The sequence below is a fragment of the Priestia koreensis genome (assembly GCF_022646885.1).
In the GTDB taxonomy this organism is placed as follows: domain Bacteria; phylum Bacillota; class Bacilli; order Bacillales; family Bacillaceae_H; genus Bacillus_AG; species Bacillus_AG koreensis_A.
Window position 1 is genome coordinate 3,693,168 of sequence record NZ_CP061868.1, and the last position, 16,269, is coordinate 3,709,436.

The 16,269-nt window shown below is 42.1% G+C and carries 15 protein-coding genes, 1 other RNA gene and 1 other annotated feature; of the genes, 1 reads left to right on the forward strand and 15 read right to left on the reverse strand.

All coding sequences use genetic code 11. From position 1 onward, the window contains the following. Nucleotides 1-104: 104 nt before the first annotated feature. From IE339_RS19485 to cymR, 12 genes are all read right to left on the reverse strand, one after another. Nucleotides 105-398 (reverse strand): DUF1292 domain-containing protein, encoded by a 294-nt coding sequence (locus IE339_RS19485; protein ID WP_242170322.1) that lies wholly within the window; start codon nucleotides 396-398, stop codon nucleotides 105-107. Nucleotides 399-416: 18 nt separating this feature from the next. Beyond that, entirely contained in the window at nucleotides 417-833 is a 417-nt protein-coding gene (gene ruvX, locus IE339_RS19490; RefSeq protein WP_053401031.1) for a Holliday junction resolvase RuvX, read from the reverse strand. A 3-nt stretch (nucleotides 834-836) separates the two neighbouring features. After that, nucleotides 837-1,103: an IreB family regulatory phosphoprotein gene (locus tag IE339_RS19495; RefSeq protein ID WP_053401030.1), complete on the reverse strand. Its 267-nt coding sequence runs from the start codon at nucleotides 1,101-1,103 to the stop codon at nucleotides 837-839. 83 nt (nucleotides 1,104-1,186) lie between these two features. Next, on the reverse strand, nucleotides 1,187-3,820 hold the full coding sequence (gene alaS, locus IE339_RS19500) for an alanine--tRNA ligase (protein ID WP_242170325.1): 2,634 nt from the start codon (nucleotides 3,818-3,820) through the stop codon (nucleotides 1,187-1,189). 57 nt (nucleotides 3,821-3,877) lie between these two features. Next, nucleotides 3,878-4,098, reverse strand: a binding site (T-box leader). 53 nt (nucleotides 4,099-4,151) lie between these two features. Beyond that, nucleotides 4,152-5,213: an AI-2E family transporter gene (locus tag IE339_RS19505; RefSeq protein WP_242170328.1), complete on the reverse strand. Its 1,062-nt coding sequence runs from the start codon at nucleotides 5,211-5,213 to the stop codon at nucleotides 4,152-4,154. Between the two features lie 110 nt (nucleotides 5,214-5,323). Beyond that, nucleotides 5,324-5,458: a YrzQ family protein gene (locus tag IE339_RS19510; protein WP_083446484.1), complete on the reverse strand. Its 135-nt coding sequence runs from the start codon at nucleotides 5,456-5,458 to the stop codon at nucleotides 5,324-5,326. A gap of 26 nt (nucleotides 5,459-5,484) precedes the next feature. After that, on the reverse strand, nucleotides 5,485-5,676 hold the full coding sequence (locus IE339_RS19515; RefSeq protein ID WP_053401027.1) for a hypothetical protein: 192 nt from the start codon (nucleotides 5,674-5,676) through the stop codon (nucleotides 5,485-5,487). A 147-nt stretch (nucleotides 5,677-5,823) separates the two neighbouring features. Continuing rightward, nucleotides 5,824-8,172, reverse strand: a complete 2,349-nt coding sequence (recD2, locus tag IE339_RS19520; RefSeq protein ID WP_242170330.1) for an SF1B family DNA helicase RecD2 — start codon at nucleotides 8,170-8,172, stop codon at nucleotides 5,824-5,826. A 35-nt stretch (nucleotides 8,173-8,207) separates the two neighbouring features. Beyond that, nucleotides 8,208-8,858 carry a tetratricopeptide repeat protein gene (locus IE339_RS19525; RefSeq protein WP_242170332.1) on the reverse strand — a complete coding sequence of 217 codons (651 nt, stop codon included), beginning with the start codon at nucleotides 8,856-8,858 and terminating at the stop codon, nucleotides 8,208-8,210. A gap of 115 nt (nucleotides 8,859-8,973) precedes the next feature. Next, entirely contained in the window at nucleotides 8,974-10,086 is a 1,113-nt protein-coding gene (gene mnmA / locus IE339_RS19530) for a tRNA 2-thiouridine(34) synthase MnmA (protein WP_242170334.1), read from the reverse strand. Between the two features lie 24 nt (nucleotides 10,087-10,110). After that, on the reverse strand, nucleotides 10,111-11,253 hold the full coding sequence (locus IE339_RS19535; RefSeq protein WP_242170336.1) for a cysteine desulfurase family protein: 1,143 nt from the start codon (nucleotides 11,251-11,253) through the stop codon (nucleotides 10,111-10,113). A 20-nt stretch (nucleotides 11,254-11,273) separates the two neighbouring features. Beyond that, the gene (gene cymR / locus IE339_RS19540) at nucleotides 11,274-11,690 is read right to left on the reverse strand and encodes a cysteine metabolism transcriptional regulator CymR (protein WP_242170339.1); all 417 of its coding nucleotides are present in this window, start codon (nucleotides 11,688-11,690) and stop codon (nucleotides 11,274-11,276) included. Nucleotides 11,691-11,948: 258 nt separating this feature from the next. Between cymR and IE339_RS19545 the strand changes: the two genes are divergently transcribed. After that, complete coding sequence (locus IE339_RS19545; RefSeq protein WP_242170341.1) at nucleotides 11,949-13,214, forward strand: replication-associated recombination protein A; 1,266 nt, start codon at nucleotides 11,949-11,951, stop codon at nucleotides 13,212-13,214. Between the two features lie 34 nt (nucleotides 13,215-13,248). On the opposite strand, the gene IE339_RS19550 is transcribed toward IE339_RS19545, so the two are convergent. The 3 genes from IE339_RS19550 to aspS all read right to left on the reverse strand — a co-directional run bounded on the left by IE339_RS19550 (nucleotide 13,249) and on the right by aspS (nucleotide 16,262). Beyond that, nucleotides 13,249-14,010 (reverse strand): tRNA threonylcarbamoyladenosine dehydratase, encoded by a 762-nt coding sequence (locus tag IE339_RS19550; protein WP_242170344.1) that lies wholly within the window; start codon nucleotides 14,008-14,010, stop codon nucleotides 13,249-13,251. 232 nt (nucleotides 14,011-14,242) lie between these two features. Further along, nucleotides 14,243-14,427: non-coding RNA, 6S RNA (gene ssrS, locus IE339_RS19555), on the reverse strand. Between the two features lie 50 nt (nucleotides 14,428-14,477). Further along, nucleotides 14,478-16,262: an aspartate--tRNA ligase gene (gene aspS, locus IE339_RS19560; RefSeq protein ID WP_242170346.1), complete on the reverse strand. Its 1,785-nt coding sequence runs from the start codon at nucleotides 16,260-16,262 to the stop codon at nucleotides 14,478-14,480. Nucleotides 16,263-16,269: the final 7 nt, after the last annotated feature.

The window sequence follows — 16,269 nt, forward strand, 5'->3', positions numbered from 1 at the left end:
GGTACTTATTATACTACATTATGGATAAACTTAGTATTGCCACACATAGAAAAAAGTGCCGTTGAAGCATGAATCGCTTCAACGGCACTTTTCGAATGAAAATTTTATTGTTCGTTTTCTTCTTCTTCGTCTAAGAAAGCTCCTAGCATTTCTTCAATTAGATCCCATTCTTCTTCAGATTCGATTGGCTGTAATTCGCCTTCTTCACCTTCTGGGCCTTCGTTGAAAGCTGAAGCATGAATTTCGATCTCTTCTTCGTCATCTTCACTTGCACTTACTGGGTAGTAAAGTACATATGATTTTTTGAATTCGTCAGATGCAAATGTGAAAAGAACCTCACATAATTGCTCGTTGCCATTTTCGTCTACTACTGTAATTTGTTTTTCACCATGTTCCATTATTGTATACACCTCAATTTATTGTTTGCTATCTAAATAGCCTTGTAATATCATGACTGCCGCCATTTTATCAATTACTTTTTTTCGTTTTTTTCTGCTGACATCTGCAGACAATAGGACTCGCTCCGCTGCTACTGTTGATAAACGCTCGTCCCACATAGTAACCTCCATTTGCAACTCTTCTTTTAGAAGGTCTGCAAATTCAATGCAGGCTTCCCCACGTGGACCGATCGTTCCGTTCATGTTTTTCGGTAACCCGACTACTAACGCTTCAACACTATACTCTTGAATTAGCTCCTGGAGTCTTGGAATACTTACGTGAACCTTTTCATTAGGGACTTTAATCGTTTCAATTCCTTGAGCCGTCCATCCCATTTCATCGCTCACTGCCACTCCGATTGTCTTCGTGCCTACATCTAATCCAAGTACGCGCATTTACTAACCCTCTCGATGCTGTTTTAAGTACGATTTCACTAATTCTTCAATTAGCTCATCTCGCTCTAACTTACGAATGATGTTACGTGCATCCTTATGGCGGGGAATATAAGCTGGATCACCAGACAATAAGTATCCCACAATCTGGTTTATGGAATTATAGCCTTTCTCTTCTAGCGCATCATGAACCGTAAACAATACTTCATGAACATTCGTTTCTGAAGAGTCATCATGAAAATTGAATTTCATGGTTTGATCAAAAGAGCTCATACTGACACCTCACTCTCATTCCTTGTGGATGTACTCACAAAATGTTAGTTCTTGTTTCTATTGTACACTAATGTTTGTCGTAATCAAACGGATTTTACCCATTCTTCTACAAAGCTTAATGCACTCTCGATTTTCGAAGCGTCTTTACCACCCGCTTGTGCCATATCAGGACGACCACCGCCGCCTCCGCCACAACGTGTTGCCACTTCTTTTACAATCTTCCCAGCATGATAACCTGAATCAATTAAATCTTTCGTTACACCCGCAACGATGTTCACTTTCTCACCTTGTGCCGATGCAAGTACGATCACAGCAGATCCTAACTTTTGTTTAAGGTCATCTACCATGCCGCGTAAGCCGTTCATGTCTGATGCATTTACTTTCTTCGCTAGTACTTTTACACCGTTAATTTCTTGTACTTGATCCACAAGACTACCTGCTTCAATATTACCCAGTTTTGTAGATAAAGATTCGTTTTCACGCTGAATTTCTTTCATTTCGTCTAATAAACCGTCGATACGCGTTAAAATGTCACGTGGATTTGCTTTTAGTTTACTAGCCGCTTCTTTTAGCGTGTTTACTTGGTTATTCATTAACTGATAAGCATGTTGACCTGTTACAGCTTCAATACGTCGTGTTCCTGCTCCAATTCCAGATTCAGAAACAATTTTAAATAAGCCAATAACAGATGTGTTCGGTACGTGACAACCACCGCAAAGCTCAAGGCTATAGTCGCCTACTTGCACGACACGTACAACGTTGCCATACTTCTCGCCGAATAATGCCATTGCACCTTTTTCTTTTGCTTCGTTAATGCCCATGCTCTCAATGACAACCGGAATACTCTTCCAGATTTTTTCGTTTACGATTTGCTCGATTTTCTCTAATTCTTCTGCCGTTACTTGGCCGAAGTGTGAGAAGTCAAAGCGTAGACGCTCACCTGTTACTAATGAACCAGCTTGGTTTACATGACCACCGAGCGTGTCTTTTAGTGCTTGGTGAAGTAAGTGAGTTGCCGTATGGTTTTTAATGACGTGACCACGGTTTTCTTCATCTACTGTTGCTGTGTATGTTTCACCGTTTGCTAACGTTCCTTCTACAACATGTACCGTATGAAGATTTTGACCGTTCGGTGCTTTTTGAACATCTTTTACGATGATTTTAGACGTTGCGTTTGTTAGTGTTCCTGTATCCGCAATTTGTCCACCGCTCTCCGCATAGAAAGGCGTCTCTTTTAAAATAAGCTGTGCATCTTGTCCTGCCTCAGCTGCTTCAGCAAACTGACCGTTCACAAGAATAACTTGTGGAGATGTTTCAATCGTTAAATTGCTGTACCCAACAAACGTGCTTTCTGCTTTAATTTCACCAAGGATACCGTCTTGAACTTGCATCGAATCCACATCTTGACGGGCTGCACGAGCACGTTCACGCTGGGCTTCCATTTCACGTTCAAATCCTTCGTGATCGACTTTCATGTTCTCATCTTCAGCGTACTCTTCCGTTAGTTCAACAGGGAAACCGTACGTATCATAAAGGCGGAACACATCTGTACCAGCAATTACGTCGCTACCTTTTTCTTTTTCTTGCTTCATAACTGTTGCTAAAATAGCAAGGCCGTCATTTAACGTCTCATGGAAGCGTTCTTCTTCGTTTTTCACGACGCGTTGAATAAATTCTACTTTTTCCTTCACGCCTGGATAGAAATCTACCATAATTTCAGCAACTACCGGTACAAGCTCGTACATGAACGGACGATTAATATTAATTGACTTCGCATAACGAACCGCACGACGAAGTAAACGACGTAATACATAGCCGCGACCTTCATTTGATGGAAGGGCTCCGTCTCCAACTGCAAATGTTACTGTACGAATGTGGTCAGCAATGACTTTAAATGCCACATCGTCTTCTTTGCTTTGACGGTATTTACGACCGGAAATAGCTTCTGTTGCTTCAATAATTGGCATGAAAAGGTCTGTATCAAAGTTCGTTGGTACGTCTTGAATAACTGATACCATACGCTCTAGACCCATTCCTGTATCAATGTTTTTCTTTGGAAGCGGCGTATACGTTCCGTCTGGATTATGGTTAAATTGTGAGAACACAAGGTTCCATACTTCTAAATAACGTTCGTTCTCGCCACCTGGGTATAGTTCAGGATCACTTTCATCATTACCGTACGCTTCACCACGGTCATAGAAAATCTCCGTATTTGGACCACTTGGGCCTTCACCGATATCCCAGAAGTTTCCTTCTAAACGAATAATACGTTCTTCTGGAACCCCAATTTTGTTTTTCCAATGATCATACGCTTCCGTATCTTCTGGATGAATCGTGACAGAAAGCTTGTCAGCATCAAAGCCAACCCACTTGTCGCTTGTTAAGAACTCCCATGCCCACTCGATTGCTTCTTCTTTGAAATAATCACCGATGGAGAAGTTTCCAAGCATTTCAAAGAACGTATGATGGCGTGCCGTTTTCCCTACATTTTCAATATCGTTTGTACGAATTGATTTTTGCGCGTTACAAATACGTGGATTTGCTGGAATCACGCGACCATCAAAATATTTTTTAAGTGTTGCTACACCGCTGTTAATCCAAAGTAAAGATGGGTCCTCATGAGGAACAAGAGGAGCACTTGGTTCTACGCTATGACCTTTTTCTTTGAAAAAATCTAAATACATTTGACGTACTTGTGCAGATGTTAACTTTTTCATCTTCATATCCTCCTTAAAATGGTTGTTTCATGGCATAAAAAAACTCCCATCCCTAAAAGCAGGGACGAGAGTTATACTCGCGGTACCACCCTGATTATGAGCTACAATGAGCTCATCACCTCAGAAGCACTAACGTAGCTTTCACGGCAGAGTTTATCTACACTCCAGATTAGCTTTCTGCTACCCTTCATTTAAAGCCCCTCTCAGCCTTGGGAGCTTCTCTCTGATCCTAACGGAATAAATGGGCTGTAGCATACTTGATCCTTCATTGCTTTTGTCGTTATGTATGACAATGTTTATGGCGATATTATGACAAATTGCACTTTATTTGTCAATGCTTGAAGCTATACGTACGCAAATGAATGAGTGAAATTTTCACCACGGCAAGAATTGGTACGGCAAGAATCAATCCAATAATTCCTCCCAGTTCTCCCCCGAGAAGGAGGGCAAACATAATAAAAAGAGGATGAATGTGCAGGCTTTTCCCAACAATGAGCGGTGATAAAATATTCCCTTCCAAAAACTGAAGGAAAAAAATGAGAACGAGCACAATAATCACAAGCTTCACGGAAATGGTCGCGGCAATGACCGCGGCTGGTATAGCTCCAATAATCGGGCCGAAATAAGGAATCACGTTTGTGAGACCGATAATAATGCCAAGCAGCAAAGGATACGGAATGTGAAAAATCCATAAACCTATGGTGGCAACAGTACCAATAATCACACATACAAAAAATTGACCACGAATGTAATCTCCTAGCGACTCATTCACATCGTGCAAAAACCGTTTTCCTGGCGCATGCCACTTTTTAGGAGTCAAAAAGGCCACTGCTTTTCGAATAAGACCGAAGTCTTTTAACATGTAGAACACAATAAACGGAATAATAATGACCACTAAAAAAGCACCGATTAATCCTTTTACTCCGTTCATAATTCGTTCCATCCAGCCTCCAAGCGACGCCTCCATATCATCAAGAGCCTGTTCAATGCGTTCATGCACGCCGCTTGGCAACGATTCGGTATGATGATGAACGGATGAGATCCAATCACGATACGTATTGGTCACCTGTGGCAGCTGCTCATTCAAATCGCGTAGCTGAATAATAAAGACTGGGATTCCTTTGTAAATGGCATACCCTACCCCACCAAAAAACAGCAAATAGATAATTAAGATAGCTAGCGGTCTTGGAAGTGATTGTTGATGAAGCTTTTCAATAAGCGGATGAAGAAGATATGTAATAAACCCTGCAATTAAAAATGGAATGAGGGCCTTAAAAATCATAAATAAAATGGGTAGCCATAAAAACTTAATTTTAAAGAAGACAAATATACAGAGGAGTAGTAATAAAGCCACTCCTAGTCGGTAAAACCATTTTACAGGTACTTCTCTCACGTCGCATCCCTCCTGCTACTGTTAGTCTGAATGATTTACGAGAGAATATACGCGTCGATTAAAAAGTCCCCATAAAAAAGAGAACCCCGATAGGTTCTCTTTTGTTTGTTTTACGAAAATGATTTCATAACGCGCTTGCGCATTTTTTTCATATTTCGTCTTGAAAACATTTGACGGTCGTCTGCAGCTTTATATGCATAAGCTCCTAGGCCAAATACGACGGCTGACGTTAAAAAACGGTTCATGATGCATCCCCCTCTAAAGAGTAACGTTACAAATTAATCGTTCTCTCATCGTCTGAAAATAAGTCATCAAGTGAGCTCAACGATCCGTCTTCCTCAACTTGATGCAAATTTGCTTTTCCTTTTGAAATGGTTAATTCAATGAAACATCCCCAGCAGTAATATTGGTTTACGCCAATTTTCCCAACATCAATACTATTACAGTTTGGACATCTTAACACAATGGACACCTCAATTTTCTCGACTATTAGTAGTAGAGCAGTGTGCCCATTTTTTGTTAAAACCATACGCCAAAGATGATCATATCAACCAAAAAAAGAAAAACGATAGCCACACCTTTTAGTGGGCTATCGTTATGTTTTGATATTTTACATAAAATCATACGGCGTAACGTTTTCCATGCCAATATTTGCATCTGCCATAAATGGGACCTCATTCGGATCATGAGGAACATCCTCACTTTGCAGCAAAGAAAGCAGGGTTGTTTGCCTCATCCCATCATCGTTCCGCTTAATTCCTAAGTTCAACGCGTCTTCTTCACCGCACAAAATTAAAAAGTTTTTACTTCGCGTCACGGCCGTATAAATTAAATTACGACGCAGCATACGATAATAACTTTTTACAACCGGCAAAATCACGATGGAAAATTCGCTCCCCTGTGATTTATGAATGGAGCAGCAGTACGCATGAGTAATTTGATTAAAATCTTGCTTTGTATAGGTTACCTCATTGCCATCAAACGAAATGACCAGCATATCCTGCTTCTCCGTGTTCTCCTTCGCATAAAAAACGGAGACGATCTCACCCATATCACCGTTAAATACGTGACTTTCCGGCTGATTGACGAGCTGCAGAACTTTGTCACCGACTCTGTACACGACGTCTCCGTGCTTTACTTCTCTGCGCTGCTGAGAAGGCGGATTAAATAGCTCTTGCAGAATGACGTTCATTTGATCAATGCCCGCAGGTCCTCGATACATCGGAGCAAGCACTTGAATGTCCTTCACCTGATAGCCCTTTTTAAATGCATTGGCAGAAACCTTTTGCACTACCTCGCTAATTTGCGCCGTCGTGCATTTAATAAATGAACGGTCTGGCTGTGGCTGTCTAATATCAGGAGGAAGCTCTCCCTTTTTTATGGCGTGGGCCAAATCAATAATGGAAGAGCCGTGTTCTTGGCGATAAATATCCGTTAGCCTAACCGTTGGAATGACATTCGCCTGCAATAAGTCGCGAAGAACTTGTCCTGGTCCAACAGACGGAAGCTGATCTTCATCTCCTACGAAGATGACTTGAATATGTACAGGGAGAGACTTCATCAGCTGGTGAGCAAGCCACGTGTCCACCATCGACATTTCATCGACAATTAATAGCTTTCCTTCAATCGGCTGATCTTCGTTGTGCTCGAATCCCTCTTGTCCGTTCCATTTTAAAAGGCGATGAATGGTGACCGCCGGTAAACCAGTGGACTCGCTCATTCGTTTTGCCGCCCGTCCTGTTGGAGCGACGAGGAGAACAGGGAACGTTTCATCCTTTTTGTATTCACCCGGATCTAGCGAACAGCCGTGCAGTTCTGCATAGAGCTCGACGATTCCTTTAATAACGGTCGTTTTCCCCGTACCAGGACCTCCTGTTAACAGCATCATCGGAGACATAAGGGCGGTTTGAATAGCCTCACGCTGTGAAGGCGCGTATTGAACGCTCAAACGCTCTTCTAACTCACCGAGCGCCAACAAAAATTCCGATTCTGGAAATTGATCGGTATATTCGGTTTGCTCAAGAACTCGCTTAATGGCCGTCGCAACACCTTTTTCAGCGTAGTAAAGAGGTGGAATATACGCTTTATCATCCGCTAGCACTAGCTTTTTGTCATCTTTCAACCGCTCCATCTCGTCCATCACATCGTCAAAGGTGATCCCGTCTTGATGATTTTTTTGTAGCAGTGCGATGGTTTGCTGCTGTAGCTGTTCAAACGTTAAGTATACGTGACCAATTTGATTGCACTCCTGTTCGAGCACGTATAAAATTCCAGCTCGAATTCGATCTGGATGATTTCCTTCCATTCCGAGCTTACGACCAAGCTCATCCGCACGATTAAAGCCAATTCCCTGAACGTCTTCAACAAGCTGATACGGATTGCGCTTAATAACGTCTAGTGCCTCGTTTTTGTACGCTTGGAAAATCTTCATCGACAGCTGCGGACCAAAACCATAGTCCGTCAGCTTAATCATGACTTCTTCTAGCCCTTGATGCTCACGAAGTTGTTCGACAAGCGTAATCGCTTTTTCACCGGATAGCTTCGGTACTTTCTTTAACACGTTTGGGTCTTTCATGATCTTATAAATCGCTCGTTCACCAAGCGTATCGACAATGCTCTCAGCCGTCTTTTTACCGATTCCATGAAACAAATCGCTCGATAAATACTGAATGACGCCTTGCTTTGACTGCGGAAGCTCTTTCTTAAATCGCTCTACGTTGAACTGCAGGCCGAATTTTGGATGCTCTTTAAAATGCCCATAAAACGTATAATATTCGTCCTCATGAAGGCGAGGGAAATACCCTGTCACGACCGCTTCCTTATCCTCTAACGTTAAATTCGTTTCTTTTACTCGAATGCGAGCAACGTTGTACAGGTTTTCTTCATTATGAAAAATCGTGACAATGGCTGTTCCCTTAATGAAGCGTTCCTCGACCGCAGTCGTTTGTTCATCAGACATGTTCTCCCTCCTTTCTGACTAAGAAAACGAAATGGTTATTGATTAATGAGCTGTTTTGCTTCAAATGCCATCACATGATCAGGCTGAATAGCTAATGCTTTGTCCATCATTTCTAACGCTTTTTCACGATTTTCTTCATACACATAGGCTATGCCTAAATTGTAGTACCCATCCGCATGCTCTGGGTCCTGCTCAACTACTTTTTCAAACTGTGCTTTTGCTTCCTCAATCACACCCTGCTGTGCGAGGCAAAGTCCATATTGAAAGCGCGCTTCTACGTCTTCCCCGTTCAACTCCACTGCGCGCTGCAGGTAAGGAAGCGCCAAACGATCCTGCTCTGTATATAGCAAGCTTAAGCCAAGCATAAAATACACGTCTGATGTATTTAATCCTTTTTGAATCGCTGTCTCAAATTGTTTTTGTGCTTTTTCAAACTGCTCAGCGTTGAAATAAATCGTTCCAATGCCATAGTAAGCTGTTGCCATTGTGTCATCAATTTCTAATGCACGTTCAAAAAACTTCATGGCACGATCTGCGTCTCCAACAGCCCCCAATAAGTTACCAAAGTTCACGTACGTAATTCCATCCTCTGGATTTTGTTCAATCGCTTCTGTAAATGCTTTAGCTGCTTCTTCGTATTTTCCCTCTTGCATATATTGAATACCTAATTGATTGTGGTCTGTCATTTTCTGTCCTCCAACTATTTATCGTTACCTTAAAGTATAGCACACAAAAGAAGGTGATTCGTCAAGCAATATCTGCTCACAAATCACCTTTAAGGAGAGTCATATTAGAACGTACTTACACGTACCAGATTTTCTCTCCGTTTTTATATACGTCATCAATGGTGCCTCCACCTAGACACTCATCGCCATTATAAAAGACAACGGCTTGTCCAGGAGTAATCGCACGGATTGGCTCGTCAAACACGACGCGTACATTTCCGTCCGGTAACTTCTCAACGGTTACGTTATTGTCAGGCTGACGATAGCGGAATTTCGCTGTGCAACGCATTGGCTCATCCCACTCTTTATCACTAACCCAGCTAACATTCGTCGCGATAAGAGACTCTGAATAAAGAAGCTCATTATCAAAACCTTGAGCAACATATAAGATATTCTTTTCAAGGTCTTTTCCAACCGCAAACCAAGGATCGCCGCTTCCACCAATTCCAAGACCGTGACGTTGACCAATTGTGTGATACATTAATCCTTCGTGATGACCTTTTACCTCACCATCAAGTGTTTGCATCACCCCAGGCTGTGCAGGTAGGTATTGACTTAAGAACTCCTTAAAGTTGCGTTCACCGATAAAACAAATACCCGTACTATCTTTTTTCGTTGCCGTCGCAAGACCTGCTTCTTTGGCGATTTCACGTACTTTCGGCTTGTCAATATTCCCAATTGGGAACATTACTTTTGATAGTTGATCTTGACCAAGCTGATTTAAGAAATACGTTTGGTCTTTGTTTTCATCAAGGCCACGAAGCATTTTGTATTCACCGTCACGATATTCAACCTGCGCGTAATGACCTGTTGCTAAGTAGTCTGCACCAAGCGTCATCGCATGCTCTAAAAATGCTTTGAACTTGATTTCTTTGTTACACATAACGTCCGGATTTGGCGTACGTCCTGCTTTATATTCATCTAGGAAATAAGTAAATACTTTATCCCAGTATTGTTTTTCAAAGTTGACTGCATAATAAGGAATGCCGATTTGGTTACATACGCGAATCACGTCTTCATAATCTTCCGTCGCTGTACATACACCATTTTCATCGGTATCATCCCAGTTTTTCATAAAAATTCCGATTACGTCATAGCCTTGTTGTTTTAGTAAAAGAGCAGCTACAGAAGAGTCTACTCCTCCACTCATCCCAACAACTACGCGCGTATCTTTTGGTGCTTTTGTCAACTCATGTCACCTCCACTAAATCTATCATGTTGTTAATCGTTTTACGATTTTAGCCGTTTCAAAAGCAGCACGTTCAATCTGCTCTTTCTGATTTCCTAATCCGAAGCTAAAACGCACGGATGAGGCCAAGCGATCTGATTCCTTGCCGAACATCGACACAAGAACATGTGATGGGTCAATGGAACCTGCTGTACAAGCAGAACCGCTAGAAACGGAGATCCCTGCGATATCAAGATTCACAAGCAGTGACTCCACATTTGTTCCAGGGAAATATAAGTTCAGTACGTGAGGCAATGAATGCTCAAGGCTTCCATTGATCTCAAAGCGCACGTCCTCATTTTTTAGAACATCAATCATGACTTTCTTTAAATCTTGATAAGCGTTTCTTTTCTCCGTCATCGTTTCTTTTGCGAGCTTAACCGCTTCTGCAAATCCAACAATGTTTACCACGTTCTCTGTTCCTGCTCTGCGCTTACGCTCCTGCTCACCTCCGAATAGAAGAGGTGAAATAGTTACGTTTGGCGCCATGTATAAGAAACCAATGCCCTTTGGACCATTGATTTTGTGCGACGAAACCGAAAGAAGATCAACGCCTAATTCTTGCACATTTAGCTCTGCAAGTCCATAAGCTTGCACTGCATCAGTATGGAAATAAGCACCATGACCACGGAGCACATCACCAATCTCCTTAATAGGCTGAATCGTTCCTACTTCATTATTACCGTACATAATTGAGACGATAAGCGTTTCCTCGCGAAGCGCATCTTCCACGTCTTTGACTGCTACTCGGCCCGTTTCATCAACAGGCAAATACGTAATCTCAAATCCCTGCTTTTCAAGCATTTCGCACGTATGAAGTACGGCATGATGCTCAATTTCAGTCGTAATAATATGGTTGCCACGGTGACGGTTTGCAAGGGCAACACCTGTCAGCGCCATGTTGTCCGCTTCCGTTCCACCACTCGTAAACACGATATCCGTTACGTTCGCACCGATGCTTGCTGCGATTACTTCACGCGCTTCATCTAAATAACGACGGCTTTCTCTCCCATAGTAATGAATACTTGACGGGTTGCCAAACGTTTCGCTCATAACTGTTGTCATTTTATCAATGACCGCTGGATGAACGGGCGACGTAGCCGCGTGATCCATGTAAATCCGTTCCAAATCAAACACTCCTTCAATCCTTAAATATAAAACATATATGAATCTTCGTTACCATCTGTATGGTTCGCTAAGTCTTCTAATGTTGTGCTATCTAATACTTCTTTGACAGCATCGCGAATTCGAATCCAAAGTTCGCGTTTTGCTGGCTCCTCATCTTCTAGTACTTCTACTGGACTAATAGGACCCTCTAAAACCGAAATAATATCGCCTGCTGTAATTCGAACAGGCTCGTCCGCTAAAATGTAACCACCGTATGCACCGCGAATACTTTTTACAAGACGTGCATTGCGAAGCGGAGAAATTAACTGCTCTAAGTAATGTTCAGAAAGATTATGCGTTTGTGCGATCGTTTTGAGCGAGATCGGACCTTCCCCATATTTCTTCGCTAATTCGATCATAATCGTTAATCCGTAACGTCCTTTTGTTGAAATTTTCATTTCTACTAGCACCCCTTTTATATAAATTCAGTTCATCTATATCAAATTTTATCTACTTGATTTTATTGCATGAAGATCGCGTCAACTTTTCGTTTTATTCTTTATTGTGGTCATTTATAAAAAAACTAGACCTAAGATATTATAGCATATTATGAAGCACTATAAGGCGAATTTGCTATGATAGAGGGTAAAGCGTTTTGGAATCTAGCATTGTCATAGTACAATCAAAGATACGATAACAAAAGGAGATGGTACGTTATGAAACAGCCCCTGGCGTTTCGGATGCGTCCTACACATTTAGACGATGTGATTGGCCAGCAGCACCTAGTTGGGGAAGGGAAAATCATTCGGCGCATGGTCAAAGCGAACCATATTAGCTCCATGATTTTATACGGTCCTCCGGGAACAGGTAAAACAACGATGGCAACGGCAATTGCCAAAAGTACAAACACAGCCTTTCGGCAATTGAATGCCGTTGTAAACAATAAAAAAGACATGGAAATTGTCGCAGAAGAAGCAAAAATGTCAGGAAAAGTGATTCTACTGTTAGATGAGGTTCATCGTTTAGATAAAGCAAAGCAAGACTTTTTACTTCCATACCTCGAAAATGGAAAAATCATCTTAATTGGTGCGACAACGAGTAATCCATATCACGCCATCAACCCTGCGATTCGAAGTCGGTGCCAAATCTTCGAACTCAAATCCTTGTTACCAGAAGAGGTTAAAGTAGCGATTGTACGTGCCATTGAAGACGACGAGACGGGATATGGAAAACAGCACGTTACGGTTGATGATGATGCACTTGAACATTTTGCGACTGCTTGTAACGGTGATGTTCGCGCTGCACTTGGAGCACTGGAGCTTGCAATTTTATCGACCGATCCAAGTGAGGACGGGAGCGTTCGTATTACTTTACCGATCGCGGAAGAATGTCTGCAGAAAAAATACTTCTCGCACGACAAAAATGGCGATGCCCATTATGACGTTCTTTCGGCTTTTCAAAAGTCCATTCGTGGCAGTGACGTCAATGCGGCACTTCACTATCTAGCACGGCTAATTGAAGCAGGAGATCTAGTGAGCATTAGCAGAAGGCTTCTTGTTATTGCGTACGAAGATATTGGACTAGCAAGCCCTCAGGCACCTCAGCGCATACTAGCCGCAGTTGAAACAGCGGAGCGATTAGGTTTTCCTGAAGCCCGAATTCCTCTTGCAAATGCGGTCATTGAACTATGCTTATCACCAAAATCGAATTCTGCTTACAAAGCGCTTGATGAAGCTCTTGCAGACATTCGTAGTGGAAAAAGCGGCGAAGTCCCTACTCATTTAAAAGATGCTCACTACAAAGGCGCAAGTTCATTAGGTCGAGGTGTTGAGTACCTCTATCCTCATGACTATGAAACCGGCTGGGTAAAACAGCAGTACCTGCCAGATCGTATTAAAAATAAGCGCTACTACGAACCAAAACAAACCGGTAAATTTGAGCAGGCGCTCTCGCAAATTTATCGCAACCTGCAGAAAAAGTAAGAAAAGGAGAAGACATCGCGTCTTCTCCTTTTTCTTATTGACCTACTCGTTTGATTTCAACGTCTTTTAGTAAATCATTAATAACGTGCCCTGCTGCAATGAGTCCTGCTACAGACGGAACAAACGCATTGGATGATGGTGGCATTTTCGCTTTACGAATTTGTGCTTCGTCATTTCCAACCGTTTTACGGATATCTTCACGAATAACAATTGGACTCTCATCTGAAAAGACTACGTTAATTCCTTTATGAATGCCTTCTTTACGAAGACGAACACGGATCACCTTTGCCATTGGATCTGTGTGTGTCTTTGAAATATCAGCTACGCGGAAGCGCGTTGGATCCATCTTATTTGCTGCTCCCATGCTTGAGATCATTGGAATCTCACGCTTTAAGCATTCTTTCATTAAGTGAATTTTATACGAGATCGTATCAGACGCATCGATGACATAATCAAGTCCATAGCTGAAGAACTCTTCGTACGTTTCTTCTGTATAAAACATTTTTAGTGAAATGACTTCACAGTCCGGGTTAATATCGGCAATGCGTTGTTTCATTAGATCAGCTTTCGGCTGACCTACTGTTGAAAGCAACGCGTGAATTTGACGATTAACGTTTGTGATATCTACATCGTCTTTGTCGACTAATACAAGACGACCTACGCCAGAACGTGCAAGAGCTTCAGCCGCAAACGATCCGACACCGCCTATTCCAAGAACCGCTACTGTACTATTTTTTAATGTATTAATTCCTTCTTTTCCGACCGCTAACTCATTGCGAGAAAATTGATGTAACATTTGGTTCACACTCCATCTTTGTTTGGTTCTCTATTGTAAATTTCATTAGATGAACGACTCTACTTTTTCGTAACATTAGTAATTCTAGTGGATTTAAGGGATTTTTGCAATTTCGTTTTGTATTTTTACAGGAAAAGTACCATTGCCTGTTTGCACGCTTACTCAAAGCCTCCCTTTGCAAACAAAATAAAACCTCCACGTCGTTAGACGCAGAGGTTATATGTGTATTAGTGATGGTCCCAATCGTGCCGTCCGAACCGCCCCATGTTTTGAACCCGCTCTCAGCAGGTGGGTGCTCTGTACGACCTATTGCAAGTCCTTAGAAAAGGCATGTGCGCAAGGTTGCAACTCCGAGCTCCCGTTTATGGAAATGTTCGGTCAAAACAACAGGTAATAAGACGAACACATCAGGACCTTTTATTAGTCATTATCCTATCACAAGATATCTGAATTTTCAAGCGATATACTTATGAATTTTGTTCTACTTTTTGCTTCGTAACAGCAAGGCTTAATTCTTCTAGCTGAGCCTCACTTACTTCACCTGGTGCATTCGTTAACAGACAGCTTGCGCTAGCTGTTTTCGGGAATGCAATTGTATCACGTAGGTTTGTACGTCCTGATAATAGCATAACCAAACGGTCAAGACCTAATGCAATACCTCCATGTGGTGGCGTACCGTATTCGAATGCTTCAAGCAAGAAACCAAACTGCTCCTGTGCTTGCTCTGGTGTAAAGCCAAGCGTTTTGAACATTTTTTCTTGAACGTCACGCTCGTAAATACGAAGAGATCCTCCGCCAAGCTCATATCCGTTTAGGACTAAGTCATATGCCTCTGCACGAACGCTTCCTGGATCTGTTTCTAGACGCTCTAGGTCTTCACGAACAGGCATTGTGAACGGATGATGTGCTGCATAATAACGACCTTCTTCTTCTGCATATTCAAGAAGCGGCCAGTCTGTTACCCATAGGAAGTTGAATTTTGATTCGTCGATTAAACCAAGATCCTTCCCAAGTTTGTTGCGAAGTGCACCAAGTGCATCAGCAACCACTGATTTTTTATCTGCTACGAATAATAACAGATCTCCAGCTGTCGCTTCAAGCGTTGTGATGAAGGATTGCTGTTCTTCTTCACCGAAGAATTTAGCAATCGGTCCTTTTAAACCGTCTTCTTCTACTTTTAACCATGCAAGACCTTTTGCACCGTAGCGTGAAACAAACTCCGTTAGAGCATCGATATCTTTACGAGAGTAGTTAGCAGCTGCACCTTTTACGTTGATTGCTTTCACTTGTCCGCCGTTTTCAACCGCTGCGCTGAATACTTTAAATCCACAGTTTTCAACAAGCCCTGAAAGATCAACAAGCTCCATTGCAAAGCGTGTATCTGGTTTATCCGATCCGTAGCGTCCCATTGCATCATCGTATGTCATACGAGGGAATGGAGTCGTTACATCAACGCCTTTTACTTCCTTCATTACTTTCGCCATCATCGCTTCTGTTAATTCCACAATTTCCTCTTGCGTTAGGAATGACATCTCAATGTCAATTTGCGTGAATTCTGGCTGACGGTCTGCACGCAAGTCCTCATCACGGAAACAGCGAGCAATTTGATAATAACGTTCAAATCCGCCTACCATTAACAGCTGTTTGAAAATTTGCGGTGATTGTGGAAGAGCATAAAATTCACCCGGATGCACGCGGCTTGGTACAAGATAGTCACGTGCGCCCTCTGGTGTGCTTTTCGTTAAGATTGGCGTTTCAACATCTAAGAACCCATTGTCATCTAAGAATGAACGCATTGTCTTTGTAATGTTATGACGCATTTTAAACGTATCAAACATCACTTGACGACGAAGATCTAAATAGCGGTATTTTAAACGCACATCTTCTGATACTTCAGCTTGATCTGTAATAGCAAAAGGTGGTGTTTTAGCTTTGTTTAGAACAACTACGCTTGATGCGTGAACTTCGATTGTTCCTGTAGAAAGATTTTTGTTGATCGTTCCTTCTTGACGTGATACGACTGTACCTTCTACTTGAAGAACATATTCCGAACGAACGCCTTCTGCTACTGCTAGTGCTTCAGGTGAAACCTCTGGATTTACTACGACTTGAACAAGTCCTGTTCGGTCACGAAGGTCAATAAAGATTAACCCTCCTAAATCACGACGTTTTTGAACCCACCCTTTTAAAGTAATCGTTTCGCTAATTGAGCTTTCTGGTACTTCACCGCAATAATAAGTTCGCACTGACATCTTGTTT